Consider the following 17,812-nt stretch of genomic DNA (forward strand, 5'->3'; position numbering starts at 1 on the left):
TTTGTAAAAAGAATGGTAAAATAATGAATAATGTAAGGTTAACTTCAGAAAATAAGGGGTATTTCTATGGATAAAATAACCTTCCTTAATTACCTTGAGGATGAATTATCTCGACTGCCTAAAGTAGAACGAGATAAAATAATGTACGAATATGAAACGAAATTTTTTGAATCAGAAGATGAACAAAGTTTAATACAAGAACTTGGTGAACCTAAAGCAATCGCCAAGAAAATATATGCAACAAGTGCCATTCATGATGCAGAGTTATCACCCAATTTTAAGAATGTATTTCAAGCAATTTTAGCTACATTAGGATTGAGCTTTTTTAATATAATTTTTATAATTATTCCATTTCTTATCATTGCCTTTGTACTGCTCATTGTAGTTGTAATCGGCGCTTTAATGATGCTAGGTCCTATCGTTAGTGTGATTAATGTATTTGTTCACGGTTTTTATTGGGTAGATATTACTAATATTATTTTTTCAATCTCTTTCTTAGGATTAGGACTGATGTTGTTAATAGCAGGGCTTAAATTAATAGAAGTGAGTTACAAAGGTATCTTAAAATATTTAAGATGGTGTGTGAAACTCGTTAAGGGGCGTGCTGAATCATGAAGAAGTTATTTTTATCTGGTCTAGGCATCTTCTTAATTTTTGGCATTTTAGGAACGATACTTTGGTTTACGGTTAATAATAAATATGAAAAGCAAGAAACGTATGAAAAAGTATATAAAAACAATCAAATAGAACAAGTTATCGTGAACGGGCAAAATACAAATGTTGAAGTTAAGAAAGGGAAATATTTAAGTATTAAATATAATGGTAATCAAGACGTAAATGCGAGCATAGAAAATAATTTATTGCATTTTACGGAGAGAAAAAATAAATACAAATTTAATGCTAATTTTATTCCATTTAGAAAGACGGTCAATCACTTAGTGATCACACTACCACCAAAAAATTACGAATCATTTAACATTACTACGAATACTGGAAACATTTCAGTACGTGACGCTAAAAGCAACAATAGTAATATGATTACGGATACAGGTGACATTGTTTATCATAATGTAAACTTGAAACATGCTAAAGCGATGACTGATTTAGGTAGTGTTAAAGTTAAACATTCAGATTTAACGGAATTCACAGGCGAAATTAAAACGGGTAATATATCTGTAGATAAAAGTAGTCTCGTTAATAGTGAAATGATTACATCATTAGGTAATATAAATATTAGACAACTGAAAAATGAATGCGATATTAAATCTTCAACAGAAGATGGAGATATTTCAATTTCTTATATGAATCCACCTAAGAATACTTTATTACAACTTCAATCTGAATCTGGAAATACAAAAATTGAAAATAAAGCATTTAATGGCGAAAAAGTAGGTAAAGGGAAACACGTTATTGAAAGTTATACAGATAATGGAGATATTTATATAAAATAATATGAAAATAGGCTGAGACTTCTAAGTCTCAGCCTATTTTCATTCACTCACTAGCAAATAGAATGTCTGAATCAATCTGACCTGTTATTGTAGGGAGGGTAATGGATTTACCATCTAACCATTCTTTGAAATCAAATGTATGTATGGTGCCATTTTCACCAAGAGCAATTTTCATTTTTAATTGGCTAGGTATATATGCTGATGTATGTATCGTACCTGACCAACTTTTGAATAACTTGCTGTAAATTTCATATTGAGGATCATTAAAATATCGAAAAGCATCTTCTAAAGACATTTGATCATTTGTGATTTGGTCAATTCGATTATATCTTTCGACAGACTCTTTAATATAATTTCGATTCTCATGACTTAATATTTCAAAATGATTAGTACATAAATTGTTTTGTTTAGTCACAACTTCTCTTGGTGTCGCTTCTACAGTAATTCTCTTGTTTGTTTTATCCATTAAAATATAGCTAAATGAACTGCGATGAGGAATTTCATTTAATAGTCTAACAGCATCATCGACATCTTTACATGTTTCTAAGATCAGTCTTCCAATCATATAGCATACAAATCCATCACCAGGTTTTTTACGATGCATAAAATTATAGCCCATTGCTAGACCATGTTCATTCATGCCATCCATTCTGCCAGTTACTCTAGAAGTAGGGCCGATTTGTGCGTATCCACCATCTGTAGGTTGAAATAGACTAAATCTACCATCATATGTAGCTGGACTATAATCATAGTTTCTAACCATATAATCTTCTCCTAAGAAAATAGAACAACCACTATCTTTAGCATAAACTCTATAATGACCGTAGTTTAACAAGATTGTTTCTAACGGGAATTTTAATGTATCTTGAATACCCATCAGTTCGTCCCAAATTTTTGGTGCGAATTTTTGATATATATTTTTTGTTTCATCTATATTAATATCGAAGCGGGGTCTTCTAATTCGCCATTCTTTTTCTCTATTTTGCAACATTTTAGTAGACTTTAACCATTCTGCTTGGGCAACACCATAATCATAATGGTTACCTCTAAACTCTAATGTTTGCATCTTAACATTTTGCACATTATCACTCCTCTTATATTTATTTTGATTGAACTTATGAACTTTGTCACGTAAATCCTCTCATATAATTGGAAATATGATGTTAAAGAGATTGTAATAATCGCTTAACCTATGTAATTTATTACCATGTTATATTTGAATTACCAATTATCTCACAGATTATGTGAGAAGGGGGTATGTAAAATGTGGAATCAAGGATATATTTACGTAAAGAAAATATGGCAAGAATGGTATAGAAGATAATCTATTAAATGACGCTTATAGAACAGCTAGAATATATATTTTTGAAATAAAGGAGCAAGAGACGATTTAATGTCTCTTGCTCCTAAATTTTTATATTTGATCTGTTGATGTTCTATAAGATTGCGCTTTGTTTGTCTTTTTAGTTTGGTTAGACCATATAATAGCAATTGTAGGTCCGGTGATTAAGTGGATAAAGCTGAATATTGCACCTGGAACAGCGGATAGGGGATTGAAATGTGCTGTTGCGAGTGACACAGCTAGTCCGGAATTTTGCATACCAACCTCTATAGAAATTGCTCGTTTATCTGGTCTGTTAAGTTTGAATAATTTAGCTAATAAGTATCCGATTGTTAAACCACTGACATTATGAAGTAAAACAACGCCGAACATAATAAGACCAGTTTCAATGATTTGTGTTTTATTACCTGCGACTACGCTTGCAAGAATAAGTGAAATAGATACAACCGAAATAATAGGTAAAATATCAATAGATTTTTCAGCTACTGGTTTAAAGAATCTTTGAACGATGAAACCTAAAATAATTGGAATCAATACAACTTGAACTACTGATATAAACATAGATGCAAATGATACTTGTAACCATTCTCTTGCAAATAAATATATTAAACTAGGTGTAACAATAGGTGCTAATAATGTAGAAACAGTTGTGATAGAAACGGATAACGCAGTATTTGCTTTAGCTAAATAGCTAATAACATTTGATGCAGTTCCACCTGGACAACAACCTACTAAGATAACGCCTAATGCTACGTCAGGACTTAAATTAAGCCCTTTAGCGATTAAATAAGCAGTGACAGGCATTACGGTATATTGAAGAATAACACCAATTAATACGCTTTTGGGTGATTTAAATACTTCTTTAAAATCATTTGTAGAAATAGTCATGCCCATTCCAAACATTACAATTCCTAATAAATAAGGAATGTAAGGTGCTATTTGAGCAATGGCATTTGGAAAGCTAAACCCTAGCACTGCTGCCAAAAGCATCCAAAATACAAATGTTTTATTGATAAACTGACTGAACTTCTTAATATTACTCATATATACACCTTCCAATTAAATAATAATCAGAATATTAACAATAATACAAAAATTTTTCAATACTTTATTTGAATTAATTATTTATTTCACTTATTAATGATGAAATGATACATATATTAAGTGAAATTATACTAAAATATCTATATATCGATAATATCTCGCTTAGAAAAGGATAATATCTTTTATGTATTTTAAATATTATGTTATGATGAAAGAGGTAGAAAATGATGAATGAGGTGACTTCAATGGATTGTATTAAAGGGATATTCAAATTCTTTTTCATCTTAATTGCTATAACAACAGTTGCTGTTGGGGCAGGTATTGCTGTCTTAGCATTTGTGTTTAAAAAAGACTTTGAAGAATTAGAACAAAAAACAAAAGAAATTGTATCTGAAATCGAATCTAATAATTAAAATAAAGGAGCAATCACAATATTTCTGTGATTGCTCCCTTTTTTATATTTAAAAATTAGGAGGGTTTATATTTGCGATATGAGCGTAATGTTTTAATATCCCCAAGACTAGAAAATGACAAATGTCATCAATTAAAAGCTTTATCTCATAATCTCAAAGTACCAAGCGAAGATGAATTATATGCCATACTTGAAAGCATTGAATATGACCAACCATTTTTAAAATCGATTACAATTGGAACGAGTAATGAAAAAGAGATGATTAATACAGCATTTCATTTAAAAGCAATCATAGAGTATATGTGGTACGAACGAAAAAAATCTGAAGTATATGTTAATATCGTCATTTGGAAGAATCATGTTGGTTCTTCTAAAAAATATGTTGATAAATTTATGAAGTATGAACCAGATGCGTGGATAATATTAGGATCTCATATAGGTTTCTGCAATTTGTTAAAAAGATTATATAGATTTGAAAATTGGGATGCTAATCGAACATATTGTTCAAATGCGTTATTGTCCCAAACGATGTTTCAAATAGTAGGTGAAAAGTATTTCGAACATATTAAAAGTATCAATCATCTCGGTAAACCAATAATAATCGAAGATGGTAAAATCATTTCAAAATTCAACGCTATTGTTTAGACCGCTTCTTTTTGAATATAAAAAATAGAATTGATGAAATACATATGAGTAATGCACTTATTAAATAATTCAAGAAATGTTTTGAACTTTGACCAGTTTCAGGAAGCTTTGATGTTTCTGATTTGGTCTTTTTTTCTTTATTAGTGTGATCGTTAGTAAGTTTATTAGGGTTTGGAATTAAAGAGTCTTTAATAACTGAGATTTGATATGTCTGATTTTGACTTGGAATATGATTAGAATTCGGATTATCAGTAATTTGACTTTGACTTTGTTGTCCTTGATCTATTTGAGTAGGTTGATTTGTACTTTGTTCAAAAGTTGAAGTAGTCCTGTCGTCAGAATTAAATGTATAATATTTATCCTCTCCTAGTGAAATTGTTGAGTGGCTATCTACGCCGTTAATCTTCACATTAAATTTAGTAGACTTAGTAAATGTAGTGGGTATATTGATTGAAGTATTACCGTTCTGATCTGTTATGCCAGAAAGTTCTTGGTTATCTGCAATGAGTTTAACTTCGACATTATTTAAAGGGTGATAGGTCTTTGAAAGTACATTAATTGAAATGAATTGATTATTTGTATTTGTTATATTGCGTTGGATATTGCTAGAAGAAGTTAATCTATATAACTTATTAGGTTCAACAGTAAAAGTTTGATTATTTGAAGTGGTTAAAGTGTAATGAGGTTTAATATTCTTATTAGGAATTTCTATAAATGCTAAACCATCAGATTTAGTTGTTAATGATTTAACTTCTTGATCTAACTGTAATTGGAAAGTTTCATTAGATATCGGGGTATTATCAGAAGCATAAAATTGAAAACCAATAGGTGTCATATCATTATGAGCGTGTGCAGTTCGTGACGTATTGAATGAAGTAGCGACTATACAAACAATACTAAATAAAAAGATTGGGAAAGGTTTCATATTGACCTCCTTTCATCTTATTAATGGTTAGATGATCATCTGATATCATTATGCCATAAACTCAAGTGATATGCCACTATTATTTTATGCTTTTTATATAAAATTTTTAATACAACTAAAATCTTCCTATATATATGTCATTCAAAATTTTTGTGAATGGACGTTTGAATCTTTTTGCAAGTGATAAAATAAAAGAGTAAAATATAATCAGAAAGAGCATAATCTAAAAGGGGATGTCTTATATGAAATGTGCAAGTTGTAATCAAGAAATGGTAGATGATCTTCGTACGAATGTTCCAGGCACTCTAGTTGATGTTAGATTAATAAAAGAAGAAGAGAATGAAGATATTTTAAACAAAGCGATTGCAATACCGAAAGCAGCAGTATGTTTACAATGCGGCGAAGTGAAATATTACATAGAAGATATTGAATCATTTAGAAATGCTATTAACCATGAATAAAAAAGAAAATCATTAATAAAAAACAGCGTACATTTGAAAAAATCATGTACGCTGTTTTGTTTATATTTTTTTAATATTTCGTACAGATGCATAGCAATGCTCACCATTACTAAAATATACTGCACGGTCTTTCGTGTTAATAGTATCAACGTTATTACGATTAATGACATAGCTGTTATGACATCTGAAGAAGCGGTCATCTAAATTAGATAAATCTTTTAAACTTCCATAGAACTCAATTTGTCTATTGTCTAGATGAGCAATTAGTCGATGTGATTTTGATGATGACTCAAAGAACATAACGTCATCATATTGAACATATACAGAATTGCTACCTCTCGTTAATTCTATCTTTTCAACGTTTGTATTTTTTGAAAGCATACCTAATCTTATGTATGCAGTGTCTAAACAATCTAACACTCTAGTCTTCAGTTGATCTGGATCATCTTTAAAAATAAAATCCATCGCAGCAACTTTATAAACAAATGTTAAATAAGTCAGTTCACTGTGACTTGTGACAAAAACAATATTACCAATAGGATCATACTTACGTATTTCACTTGCTAATGTAATACCATTAATATCAGCGTCTAATTGAATATCTAAAAAGTAACAACCTATATCATTTGAAGATTTAACGTGCTCCAACAATTCGTACGGATCACGTGTTGCAAGTTCAATAGACATTTCTTTTTCTTCAATCATAATATAATTATTGATAATCGTCTGCATGCGCTCTAATTGTTTCGGGTCATCTTCACAAATGATGATTTTCATTGAATCACTTCCTCATTGCTATCATTTAAAATTTCAAGCTTTTGAATAAAGTATTGATTATTAATAAAAGTATCTAAGAAAACATGGTCTGTCTTCTCAGTAATTTCTTTCAACGTAGTTAACCCTATACCACGCTTACGACCTTTAGTAGAATAATGATTTTCAAATAGTTTATGTACCTTAGGCGTATCTTTAGAACATTTATTCATGAATACAAGTAAAATCGATTCCTCATTTTTAATAAATGCAATTTGAATCGTTGGATTATCAACAAACTCAGAAGCCTCAATTGCATTATCCATAATGATGCCAATACATCTACTTAATTCAACAATGTTCATATTTATATGATCAATCTGTTCAGTAATCTCAACACTAATATTGATATTCTGTTCTTGAGATTGAATAATTTTCGTCGTTAATAAACCCTTAATTTCTCTAACGTGTAAATTTTGAAGACCATTAATTTTTATCGCATTTAATTTCATATCATCATGAAGATGTGCAATATTTTGGTCAAAGTATGTTCTTAAACCATCCATATCATCTTCTCTAATATATTCAGATAACGTCGCTAAAATATTTACATAATCATGACGAAACTTACGCATCTCATTATTAATCTGCTCAATCTGCAACGTATACTTATAATACTGATTAATTTCTTTCTTCGTACGCTGCAAAGCCATCTCTCTAATAACCGTGAAAGAAATTAAAATAATAAAAATAGCCGCAACACATACATAAATCACATAAAATAAAGTTTGGAATTCAAACTCTTTTTCAGTATTGTAAGACTTTGGCATGTATACATAGAACACCGTAAATGAAAGACCTAAAAACGCTGCTAACAATAGTAGGTAAATACGGTTGTTATATAAATAGCTTAATTTAAGTCTATTCATTAATTGTCTTATTATAATCGCTATTGATACTGAGATTATAAAATGAAAGACAAAATAAAATACATGTGTTGATATTGCAGAAGGTTCTATATTAAAGATGAGTCTAATTAATAAGGATGATAAATAATCTGAAACTACTGAAATGATTATGACCAGTAATGTATTTATAATCCCAAATATTCTAAATTTAAAGTAGAAAAAGACTCCCAAAAAAGTTATAACAAATATTATAGATGCTACACCAACTATAAAATATAAAGCAAGAGAAGGGATCATGTACCCTAATAATAGGATGACATAATCCCTTTTTGAATATCGATAGTTTTGAGTTAGTGCTAATAAAACTACAAATAATGATGTTTGAAACAAACCATATATAATAGTCTCTGTAATTGATAATTGTGCCATATACTTACACTTCCCAAATTATATATTACTTATTGTTTTTCGTTTAATAATTCTTGTGGTACTTCTGTTTCATCTAAGAATACGTTACAACCTCTAATTACCGCTTTTTCACCGATTGCTGAAAGGATATTTGATACTGATTTTGAAAATAGGCTAGATAATAAATTCATGATAATGTTTCCTCCTCTTTGTAAAATATAGGTAATAGTGATACTGCTTCAAAGATTAATCCTAAACATATTAATTGTTGATAGGGTTCTTTAAGGAATAAAGTTAATACTATCAAAATTGTTGCTGCTAGGATTGATCTTAGTTTAAGTCCTTTTTTCCATTTGCCTAATATTGGGTGTTTCTTTGTTTGCATTGGTGCGTACTTTATAATGATAAGATAACCGACTAACGCTATGGCTAAGAATGGCCAGTAGGGTATGTTGGTATTTATAATTATAAGTGGTGCAACGACAAACATGATTAGGCTTTGTATCGTACATAGAAATGTGGACTTAGCGTGCGCGCCAAACGCGAAATATCGAATGGCAAAATAACTAAGATGTACAATAAGTGTGTATAAAAATATATGGCATAGAAGGGCAGCGCCGTATATAACTATGGTCTTCATCATATTCCCTACAAATACTTCTAGTCCATACTTTACCTTTAAATAACTAACATGATCTAGATTATTTGAATTTTGAAGACTTGCAGCAATTTTATCTATTTGTGTTTGGACAGGTTGATACATAGCGCCCCTCCTTCATTATGATTATAGAACATATTGATTTACATTTTACTTCTTTTGCCTAACTGTATTATTTCAATGCCTAACTGTTTGAATTTATAATATATTTGTATTTTAACATAATTTTAATGCAGTTAAGAACTTAAATTAACGACTTAGGGAAAATATAAAATTCTATTATTGAAATACTATAATATATTTAGTGAATATTTAATTTTTTATGATAAATTAAAAAGTTTAAATATAAAGGAGGATCCTTTATGGCAGGCGATATCGTCAATGCTATTTGTAGTATTTTTAATTGGTTAGTGGAACTTTTTAATGGGTTGTTTACTTAAATATCTGCTGTGATTGATACGTGGTTATTCATATAATAAATATTTTAACGTGTACCATTTGGTATGCGTTTTTATTATAGTTATTGAGCGTTTTCATGTAGAATGATATTAAAGAACAAATTAGGGAGGAATTTAATTTTATGAAAACGAAAGGTTATATTGGTAGTTATACGAAGAAAGAAGGAAAAGGGATTTATCGTTTTGATGTTGATGAGAATGATCAAACAATCGAGAAGGTTGAAGTTGGTTATGAAATTGAAGCATCTACATATTTAACACAACATGGTCAATTTTTATATGCTATTAAAAGAGATGGCGATGATTGCGGTGTTGCAAGTTTTAATATTAATGAAGATGGTAGTTTAACATATATAAATGATTGCTTAGCTTCACAAGAAGGAACGGGTTGTCATATTTCAGTTTCTGAAGACGGTCAATATTTATTTGAAGCTGTTTATGGTAGTGGTTATGTAAGACTTTATAAATTAAACGCTGAAAATGGCGAAATTATTGAATTAATAGATGTGTATAAAGGTGAAGGTCATGGACCAAATGAAGCAAGACAAGAAGGTAGCCATATACACTTTGCAGAACAGACACCAGATTTAGATTATATCGTTACAGTTGATTTAGGTGCAGATGTGATCAGAACATTTAAATTCTCTGATGAAGGATTGGAATTATATGAAACGTTAGAAGTCCAAGCTGGAAGCGGTCCAAGACATATTGCGTTCCATCCAAGTGGTGTTTACGCATACTTAGTAAATGAACTGAGCAATACGATTCAAGTGTTGTCATATAAAAATGGAGTGTTTGCGACAATCAGTCCAGCACTATTAACGATTCCAGAAGACTTTGATTTAAATTCACAAGTTGCTGCTGTTAGATTAAGTCATGATGGTCAGTTTATTTATGTTTCTAACAGAGGACATAATAGTATAGCTGTTTATAAAATATTAGGTGATGGTGCAAATGTTGAATTAGTTGAAATTGTAACAAGTGGTGGAACTTGGCCTAGAGATTTAAATATCACACCAAGTGATTCATTTATAGTTGTTGCACATGAACATTCATATAATTTAGTATTATTTAGTCGAAATAAAGAAACTGGTAAGCTGACAGAAATAGAGAATGAACAAAAAGCTGCAGAAGGCGTTTGTGTTCAATTTATATAATGGTAGGTGATGAACGTTGAAAATAGCACTATATCAGATGCATGTAATACCTGGAGAGCCTGAAAAAAATATTGAAAAAATTAATCAATGGTTAGATGAGTTAGATGATGAAATTGACATAGCAGTGTTACCTGAAATGTGGAACACTTCTTATCGATTAAATGAGTTAACCGAACTTGCTGATGAAGATGGTCAAAGAATTTTACCTTTCTTAGAGCAAAAAGCAAAAGAAATCCATAAACATATTGTGGCTGGTTCAATTGCATATAAAAAAGGAAATGAAATTTATAATCGAACAATTGTCGTCAATAACGAAGGAAAGTGCATTAATACTTACGACAAAGCACATCTTGTACCAATGTTTAATGAACATCATTTCTTAACTTCAGGTAGTAAGAAATCAACTGTATATGAGTTAGATGAAATAGAGATGGGAACGATTATTTGTTATGATTTAAGATTCCCAGAATTAACACGTTCATTAGCTTTAGAAGATGCAAAAGTAATTTTTGTTCCGGCACAATGGCCGAAATCAAGAATTGATCATTGGAAAGTATTATTACGTGCTAGAGCAATTGAGAACCAAGTGTATATTATTGCTTGTAATAGTGTGGGGACTTGTGATGATAACGAATTTGGTGGGCATAGTTTAGCATATGCACCAGATGGTACATTAATTGATAGTTTATACTATGATGAAGATACATTAATCGTAGATATAGACTTTGATTCGCAAGAAAAAATTCGAGAAGCTATTCCTATTTTCAATAGTTTAAGAACAGATTTATAATAGGTAGATGTAGTTAGAGACTGGGATATTATATGATATTCCAGTCTCTTATTATTATCTTACAAATGTCATATTGAACATTTGTAGAAAAAGTATAAAATCAATTATAAGACAGAAAATAGTTAAGGCATGGAGATGATCTATTTGGAAAGTAGTATAGCAGTCCAATTTAAAAATGTAGAATATGAAATAGAACAGTCTCGTATTTTAAAAGGTGTTACAGGTGACATTTATAAAGGTAAACTCACTTCTATAATCGGGCCATCAGGTGCAGGAAAGTCAACACTACTCTCTTTAATTAATTTGTTAAAGTCTAGTACAAGTGGCGAAATATTCATTGATCAACAATCTATTCAAACATATAATCCAATGGAACTTAGAAGAAAAGTACAACTGGTTTCTCAAGAAGCGACGATGATTAAAGGAACTGTAAAAGATAATTTAGAACTGCCATTAATACTTCAAAATAAAAAAATGACAGATGAAGAAGCTAAATATTATTTGAAGATAGTCGATTTGCCAGATACTTTCTTGAATAAAAATAGTAAAGAATTATCAGGTGGAGAAAAACAAAAGTTATCATTAGCACGATCACTCGTTAATAAACCTAAAGTGATATTGCTAGATGAAGTGACATCGGCATTAGATAGAAACTCAAAGCGTGCAATTGAAGAGCTATTAAAAAAAATTATTAAAGAACACGAAGTTACGATGATATGGATTACACATGATATTAATCAAGCCTTTAGAATGAGCGATTACATATGGGTTATGATCAATGGAGAAGTTGCACAAGCTGATACAACTGAAAATGTTAAAAATTCAGAACAACCAAATGTCAGAAGCTTTATAGGAGAAAAATTAATATGAGTATAACATCAATCGTGTTAATGTTTATTTTTATAATTATTCCGATCGTTATTTCGAAAAGTTTTAATTTAGGCTTAGAGAAAGATACATTAATTGCAGCTATTCGATCATTTGTTCAATTATTAATTGTAGGGTATATTTTACAATTTATATTTGATCAAGAGAGCCATATTTTTATCATTTTAATGGTCATGCTCATAATAGGTGCTGCAACACAAAATGCACGAAAAAAAGGTTTGGAAATACCAGGCATCACTTGGAAATTATTACTCGCTTTTGTAGCAATAGAAGTTATTACACAAGGTATCTTATTAGGATTTAAAATAACACCACCAACAGCACAATACATCATACCAATAAGTGGCATGATTGTTGGTAATGCGATGGTATTAAGTATATTGTTCTTAAATAGATTTATGTCAGAAGTTAAACAAAATGAAAATGTGATAGAGCTTGTTCTATGTTTGGGAGGAACTCCTAAACAAGCTATACATAAGCAACTGATCACTTCTATACAGTCTAGTGTTATACCAACTATAGAACAACAAAAGACAATTGGTCTTGTTCAATTACCCGGGATGATGAGTGGTCAAATTATAGGTGGGGCAGATCCAATTGAAGCGGTACTCTTTCAAATATTAATCGTATTTATGTTATTAACAAGCGCTACAATGACGAGTGTAATATTAGGCTTCTTGTCATATCCAACTTTATTTAATAAAAAGCAGCAACTCATTGAAAGTCAATATAAATAAAAATAAGCATATGGTTAAGACGTTAAAGAATGTCTATACCATATGCTTATTTTATATGCTTAAATTTAGTTTTGTCGCTATTAGTAACAATTCAGAATTACTTTTTAAACATGGCTCTCACGTATTTAGCTTTTCCTTTATAAGGTGGGAAAAGGACACCAGTTTCTAGTTTAGTTGTTTTAAACATGATGCTCTTTTCATTGCTAAAGAGTTCAAATGAAGCTTTGCCATGATATTTACCAATACCTGAATGACCGACGCCACCAAATGGTAAGTTATGATTACCTAAATGTAAAAGTGTGTCATTGATACAACCGCCACCGAATGATATTCTTCTGACGACTTCATCAGTATGATTTTCGTCTTCACTAAATAAATATAATGATAGTGGTTTTGGCTTATTCTTGATAAATTGAATGGCGTCGCCGAATGCTTCATACGTCATAATAGGTAATATTGGACCAAAGATTTCATCTTCCATTAGAATATCATCAAATTTAACATTATCGACAATAGTCGGTTCTATATAGCGATTCTCTCTGTCCGAGCTACCACCGTAAACGATGTCACCATTAGTTTGATTAAGTAAATTCACTAATCGATCTGTATGACGTTCATTTACGATTCGGCCATAATCTTCACTATTTTGTGCTGATGAGGTATAAAACTCTCGAATAGTTGTTTGAATCGCTTTAATGAATTGTTGTTTAATCGATGCGTCGATGATGACATAATCTGGTGCTACACATGTTTGACCGGCATTAATGAATTTACCAAATGCGATTCTTTCTGCTGCTACTTTAATATTTGCAGTCTTATCTACAATTGCAGGACTCTTTCCACCTAATTCAAGTGCTACTGGAATCAGTTGTTTACTAGCTTGTTCATAAACAATTTGTCCAACTTTTGTAGAACCCGTAAAGAATATAAAGTCGAATGGATAAGTTAACAGTTCTTCAGTTACAGTTTGATCACCAGTTATACAAGATACATATGAAGGGTTAAATGCTTCTTGTATAATTTTTTCTATAATAACACTAACATTTGGTGTAAGTTCTGAAGGCTTGATAACTGCACAATTTCCAGCAGCAATGGCGCCGATTAAAGGTTCGATAACTAGTTGAAACGGATAATTGAACGGACCGATGATTAAGACTGTGCCATATGGTTCGTTAATTGTGTAACTTTTACCTGGGAATAAAAATACAGGTGTGTTCACGTTTCTTTTACTTGCTAAACTCTTGACTTCTTTTAGCATGAAAGAGATACTTTTGTAAATGTAACCTATTTCAGTAGCATAAGATTCAACAGAATTTTTACCTAAATCTTGTTGCAATGCTGAAATCAAAGCACTTTCATTTGATTTAATGGATTTTCTCAGTGCTCTTAACTGTTTTTTTCTAAATTTAATATCTTTTGTTACATCACTATCAAAAAGTGATTGCAAGTTTTCGAATTGAGTCGCGATAGTCAATATGGATGTCTCCTTTATACTTCTATTGTTTATATTTTAACAATAGTTATAATTAAAAGCGAAGTGTTTATTTATGAAATTTTTATTTTTAAAAAAATAACGAAAAGGTGAAATAATATGAGATTTGGATTTATAGGTACCAATTGGATAAGTGATAAATTTATAGAGAATGGTTTAGAAGTTGAAGCGTTTGAACCATATGCTGTCTATTCACGTACTGAAGAAAGAGCAAACTATTATAAGGAGAAACATCAACTTACTGAAACATTCACAGATTTAGAGTTATTTTGTCAATCACCTAATTTTGAAGCGGTATACATAGCATCACCAAATGCGTTCCATTTTGAACAAGCAGAAATAGCGATTAAAAATAAAAAACATGTCTTGATCGAAAAGCCAGCGACAATTGTGCAAGAGCAATTTGAAGCATTATCTAAACTTGCTTATGAATATAATGTTACTGTTATGGAAGCGATGAAATCAACATTATTACCGCCATTTGTAGAATTTACAAATGATCAAATTGATATTGGTGAAATAAGATATGCTGATTTTCATTATCACCAATATTCTTCAAGATATGATAACTATAAAAAAGGCATCATAGAAAATGCGTTTAAACCTGAGTTAGGGAACGGCGCTTTAATGGACTTAGGTGTTTATGCGGTAGCACCGATGATACATTTGTTTGGTATGCCACAAAGTATTAAAGCAAATGGTTTTAAATTAGATACTGGAGCAGATGGACAAGGTAATGCGATATTGGATTATCATACTTTCCAAGCAACGATTAGTTATTCAAAAATATGTGACCGCCCCAGTCCTTCAGAAATAGTAGGGGAAAATGGTTATGTATTAATTGATAAAATAAGTGCACCTTCAAATATAAAAGTATTTAATAGAGAAGGTGTATTACAGAAAGAATATAATAATGATTCACCGTTAACAATGAAAGATGAAATAATTGAATTTATTAAGTGTGTACAGAATCATAAGGTAGAGTCATCTATTAATACACATCAAAGATCATTAGAAACGATTAAAGTATTAGATGAAATTAGACAGCAAATTGGAGTTCAATTTAATGTCTAAAAAGTACTTCATCATTACGGCTATGATTATTATCGTTTTACTGTTAGTCGTGGCATTTGTGCCATTTAAACAAAATCCATCTTCGACATCAAGAGTGGTCGTTGATCACTTTAATCATAAGTATGCATTTCCGAGTTGTTATGATTACGAAAAAGCATCAAATTATATCGATGAAGTAACATATAAAGATGCTCAAGATTTAAAATATCCACCTATGAATACGTGCACAGAAGAAAAGGCAAAGCCTCAATATAAATCATTGCTTAAACGGTTATTAGAAAGTACAGAAATATAAAAAATCCTGACGAAATGATATCATTTCGTCAGGATTTTTTGATTATTTCTTTAATACATCATGTGTGCTTTCATCTTTAGTCATAACATCTTTAACGTACGGACAAACTGGATCAATTACTTTCTCTTCAGATCTTGCTTTTTCAATAACAACATCAACCAATTTTCTAGCAATACCTTGTCCTCGTAGTGAAGGATCTACAAATGTATGATCGACCACAAGTGTCTTGCCATCTAAGTCTTGATACGTGATTTCTGCTTCAAAATCATTCTCAGAATTGCCTACATAAAATTTGTTTGTACCTTGTTTGATTTCCATTTAAAGCACACTCCTTATAAATTATTTACCTAATAATTCATCAATAGGTGGAACGACTTGTTTCTTACGAGAAACAACGCCAGGTAATACAGCGACATTTCCATTTAATTCAGTGTTGAATGCTTTTGTTACGACTTGTTGTTCTTTACCTAAAGCAATAGCAGTTGAGTCACTGTTTAAGATATCTGTAATAACAAATACAAATAAGTCATATTGTTCTTTAGCAATAATTGCGTTGATTTCATTTTCAACGTCTTCTTGAATTTCAAGAACTTCGTTTACATCAACAGTATTAACTTGTGCAATACGTACGACTTTATCACCCATGTTGAATGATTTAGCATCCATATTTAAAAGGAATTCAGGTGATTTACCTTTTACTGAAGCACCAGCTTTTAACATTTCTAAACCATATTCATTTAAATCAACATTGGCAATTTTAGCTAATGCTTCACAAGCTTTTTTATCTTGTTCTGTGCATGTTGGTGATTTAAATAGTAATGTATCAGAGATAATAGCTGAAATCATAAGACCAGCAATTTCAGGTTTAATTTCAACACCATTTTCTTCATACATTTTTTTAAGGATTGTAGTCGTACAACCAACTGGTTCAGCTCTGTAATATAAAGGTGCTGCTGTTTCAAAATTACTGATACGGTGGTGATCAACAACCATTGTAATTGTAGCATCTGAAATGTCATCTGCACTTTGTTGGAATTCATTGTGATCGACTAAAATAACGTCTTTATCTTTTAAAGGTGTTTCTAACAATGCAGGTGCTTGAACTTTGAAATAATCCAATGCAAATTGTGTTTCGTCTGAAACGTCTCCAAGTCTTGCAGCTTGAACGTCATTTCCAAGTTCTTTTTGTAAATCTTCCATTACTAATGCTGAAGCAATTGTATCTGTGTCAGGATTCTTATGTCCAAATATAAATGTGTTTACCAATGTAATTTCTCCTTTTGCTTTGAATATTCTGTCACTTTATTTTAACATGAACACCTTGTCTATTCTACAACTGCGCCTATACTATTTTCAAAATGTGTAAGTGCCCATTCATGTCCAGCTTGATTAAAAGAAGCGACACAATTCTTCGGTATAATAATTTGATAATTTAAATTGTAAGCATCGACAGCAGTATGTAACACACAAATATCTGTACAAACGCCAACAATTTCAACAGTATCAATATGTCGTTCTCTTAATAAACTATCAAGATTTGTACCGAAAAATGCACTATATCTTGTCTTATCTATCCAAAATACATGATTAGAATGTTTGATTGAATCGTATTGAGGCTTTAATGAGTTATATAAATTTCGACCTTCTGTACCTACAATATTATGAGGTGGAAATAATTTTGTTTCAGGATGATATGGATCATTCTCATGGTGATAGTCCATTAAATAAAAAATTAAATCTTCATTCGAATTGTATGTTTCAATTTTGTGGTGAATATTTTGTTCAATTTCTTGACCAGGTTCTCCGCATGTTAACTTACCATCTGTCGCAACGAAATCATTTGAATAATCAACGATAATGAGTGCTTTCTTCAATTATATTCCCCCTAATTGTTTATAAAATGTTTTCAGTGTA

The 17,812-nt window shown here is 30.7% G+C and carries 22 protein-coding genes; 11 read left to right on the top strand and 11 right to left on the bottom strand.

Annotated features, from left to right (window positions below; translation table 11 throughout):
- Positions 1 to 66: 66 nt before the first annotated feature.
- The gene (locus LQ679_RS09395; protein ID WP_159315373.1) at positions 67 to 615 is read left to right on the top strand and encodes an HAAS signaling domain-containing protein; all 549 of its coding nucleotides are present in this window, start codon (positions 67 to 69) and stop codon (positions 613 to 615) included.
- Positions 612 to 1,451, top strand: coding sequence for a DUF4097 family beta strand repeat-containing protein (locus LQ679_RS09400; protein WP_159315372.1), 840 nt, complete (start codon positions 612 to 614; stop codon positions 1,449 to 1,451). The genes LQ679_RS09395 and LQ679_RS09400 overlap by 4 nt, the downstream gene beginning before the upstream one ends.
- A gap of 43 nt (positions 1,452 to 1,494) precedes the next feature.
- Here LQ679_RS09400 and LQ679_RS09405 read toward each other — a convergent pair whose 3' ends face one another.
- Together LQ679_RS09405 and LQ679_RS09410 are read right to left on the bottom strand one after the other, a co-directional pair.
- The gene (locus LQ679_RS09405) at positions 1,495 to 2,532 is read right to left on the bottom strand and encodes a C45 family autoproteolytic acyltransferase/hydrolase (protein ID WP_037589549.1); all 1,038 of its coding nucleotides are present in this window, start codon (positions 2,530 to 2,532) and stop codon (positions 1,495 to 1,497) included.
- 333 nt (positions 2,533 to 2,865) lie between these two features.
- On the bottom strand, positions 2,866 to 3,837 hold the full coding sequence (locus LQ679_RS09410; RefSeq protein ID WP_126477666.1) for a bile acid:sodium symporter family protein: 972 nt from the start codon (positions 3,835 to 3,837) through the stop codon (positions 2,866 to 2,868).
- A gap of 224 nt (positions 3,838 to 4,061) precedes the next feature.
- On the opposite strand from LQ679_RS09410, the gene LQ679_RS09415 reads away from it, so the two are divergent.
- Positions 4,062 to 4,250, top strand: a complete 189-nt coding sequence (locus LQ679_RS09415; protein ID WP_037560030.1) for a hypothetical protein — start codon at positions 4,062 to 4,064, stop codon at positions 4,248 to 4,250.
- 71 nt (positions 4,251 to 4,321) lie between these two features.
- On the top strand, positions 4,322 to 4,894 hold the full coding sequence (locus LQ679_RS09420; protein WP_126477626.1) for a hypothetical protein: 573 nt from the start codon (positions 4,322 to 4,324) through the stop codon (positions 4,892 to 4,894).
- On the opposite strand, the gene LQ679_RS09425 is transcribed toward LQ679_RS09420, so the two are convergent.
- Positions 4,884 to 5,819, bottom strand: coding sequence for an LPXTG cell wall anchor domain-containing protein (locus LQ679_RS09425; protein ID WP_239762553.1), 936 nt, complete (start codon positions 5,817 to 5,819; stop codon positions 4,884 to 4,886). The genes LQ679_RS09420 and LQ679_RS09425 overlap by 11 nt on opposite strands.
- 242 nt (positions 5,820 to 6,061) lie before the next feature.
- On the opposite strand from LQ679_RS09425, the gene LQ679_RS09430 reads away from it, so the two are divergent.
- The gene (locus LQ679_RS09430; RefSeq protein ID WP_025905095.1) at positions 6,062 to 6,280 is read left to right on the top strand and encodes a hypothetical protein; all 219 of its coding nucleotides are present in this window, start codon (positions 6,062 to 6,064) and stop codon (positions 6,278 to 6,280) included.
- 60 nt (positions 6,281 to 6,340) lie between these two features.
- Here LQ679_RS09430 and agrA read toward each other — a convergent pair whose 3' ends face one another.
- From agrA to LQ679_RS09450, 4 genes are read right to left on the bottom strand one after another with little or no spacing between them, the layout of a single operon-like run.
- On the bottom strand, positions 6,341 to 7,057 hold the full coding sequence (agrA, locus tag LQ679_RS09435) for a quorum-sensing response regulator AgrA (protein WP_037589542.1): 717 nt from the start codon (positions 7,055 to 7,057) through the stop codon (positions 6,341 to 6,343).
- Positions 7,054 to 8,370: a quorum-sensing sensor histidine kinase AgrC gene (agrC, locus tag LQ679_RS09440; protein WP_107596810.1), complete on the bottom strand. Its 1,317-nt coding sequence runs from the start codon at positions 8,368 to 8,370 to the stop codon at positions 7,054 to 7,056. The genes agrA and agrC overlap by 4 nt, the downstream gene beginning before the upstream one ends.
- Before the next feature lie 29 nt (positions 8,371 to 8,399).
- The gene (agrD, locus tag LQ679_RS09445) at positions 8,400 to 8,540 is read right to left on the bottom strand and encodes a cyclic lactone autoinducer peptide AgrD (protein WP_107565491.1); all 141 of its coding nucleotides are present in this window, start codon (positions 8,538 to 8,540) and stop codon (positions 8,400 to 8,402) included.
- Complete coding sequence (locus LQ679_RS09450) at positions 8,537 to 9,112, bottom strand: accessory gene regulator AgrB (RefSeq protein ID WP_048540629.1); 576 nt, start codon at positions 9,110 to 9,112, stop codon at positions 8,537 to 8,539. The genes agrD and LQ679_RS09450 overlap by 4 nt, the downstream gene beginning before the upstream one ends.
- A 475-nt stretch (positions 9,113 to 9,587) precedes the next feature.
- Between LQ679_RS09450 and pglS the strand changes: the two genes are divergently transcribed.
- From pglS to LQ679_RS09470, 4 genes are all read left to right on the top strand, one after another.
- Complete coding sequence (gene pglS, locus LQ679_RS09455) at positions 9,588 to 10,622, top strand: 6-phosphogluconolactonase (protein ID WP_204188902.1); 1,035 nt, start codon at positions 9,588 to 9,590, stop codon at positions 10,620 to 10,622.
- A 16-nt stretch (positions 10,623 to 10,638) separates the two neighbouring features.
- On the top strand, positions 10,639 to 11,412 hold the full coding sequence (locus tag LQ679_RS09460) for a carbon-nitrogen family hydrolase (protein WP_239762554.1): 774 nt from the start codon (positions 10,639 to 10,641) through the stop codon (positions 11,410 to 11,412).
- 129 nt (positions 11,413 to 11,541) lie between these two features.
- Complete coding sequence (locus tag LQ679_RS09465; RefSeq protein ID WP_239762555.1) at positions 11,542 to 12,282, top strand: ABC transporter ATP-binding protein; 741 nt, start codon at positions 11,542 to 11,544, stop codon at positions 12,280 to 12,282.
- Positions 12,279 to 13,037: an ABC transporter permease gene (locus LQ679_RS09470; RefSeq protein WP_107576939.1), complete on the top strand. Its 759-nt coding sequence runs from the start codon at positions 12,279 to 12,281 to the stop codon at positions 13,035 to 13,037. Before LQ679_RS09465 ends, LQ679_RS09470 begins: the two co-directional genes overlap by 4 nt.
- 97 nt (positions 13,038 to 13,134) lie before the next feature.
- Here LQ679_RS09470 and LQ679_RS09475 read toward each other — a convergent pair whose 3' ends face one another.
- Positions 13,135 to 14,514 carry an aldehyde dehydrogenase gene (locus tag LQ679_RS09475; RefSeq protein ID WP_424355183.1) on the bottom strand — a complete coding sequence of 460 codons (1,380 nt, stop codon included), beginning with the start codon at positions 14,512 to 14,514 and terminating at the stop codon, positions 13,135 to 13,137.
- 114 nt (positions 14,515 to 14,628) lie between these two features.
- Here LQ679_RS09475 and LQ679_RS09480 point away from each other — a divergent pair, with 114 nt between their 5' ends.
- Both LQ679_RS09480 and LQ679_RS09485 read left to right on the top strand, forming a co-directional pair.
- Positions 14,629 to 15,603 carry a Gfo/Idh/MocA family protein gene (locus tag LQ679_RS09480; RefSeq protein WP_239762556.1) on the top strand — a complete coding sequence of 325 codons (975 nt, stop codon included), beginning with the start codon at positions 14,629 to 14,631 and terminating at the stop codon, positions 15,601 to 15,603.
- On the top strand, positions 15,596 to 15,898 hold the full coding sequence (locus LQ679_RS09485) for a hypothetical protein (RefSeq protein WP_239762559.1): 303 nt from the start codon (positions 15,596 to 15,598) through the stop codon (positions 15,896 to 15,898). The genes LQ679_RS09480 and LQ679_RS09485 overlap by 8 nt, the downstream gene beginning before the upstream one ends.
- A gap of 42 nt (positions 15,899 to 15,940) precedes the next feature.
- On the opposite strand, the gene LQ679_RS09490 is transcribed toward LQ679_RS09485, so the two are convergent.
- From LQ679_RS09490 to LQ679_RS09500, 3 genes are read right to left on the bottom strand one after another with little or no spacing between them, the layout of a single operon-like run.
- Positions 15,941 to 16,216, bottom strand: a complete 276-nt coding sequence (locus LQ679_RS09490) for a GNAT family N-acetyltransferase (protein WP_025905106.1) — start codon at positions 16,214 to 16,216, stop codon at positions 15,941 to 15,943.
- 21 nt (positions 16,217 to 16,237) lie between these two features.
- Complete coding sequence (locus LQ679_RS09495; RefSeq protein WP_037589529.1) at positions 16,238 to 17,164, bottom strand: manganese-dependent inorganic pyrophosphatase; 927 nt, start codon at positions 17,162 to 17,164, stop codon at positions 16,238 to 16,240.
- A gap of 59 nt (positions 17,165 to 17,223) precedes the next feature.
- On the bottom strand, positions 17,224 to 17,772 hold the full coding sequence (locus tag LQ679_RS09500; protein ID WP_239740495.1) for a cysteine hydrolase family protein: 549 nt from the start codon (positions 17,770 to 17,772) through the stop codon (positions 17,224 to 17,226).
- Positions 17,773 to 17,812 lie beyond the last annotated feature (40 nt).

The sequence above is a fragment of the Mammaliicoccus sp. I-M35 genome, from assembly GCF_022386455.1.
GTDB lineage: Bacteria > Bacillota > Bacilli > Staphylococcales > Staphylococcaceae > Mammaliicoccus > Mammaliicoccus sciuri_A.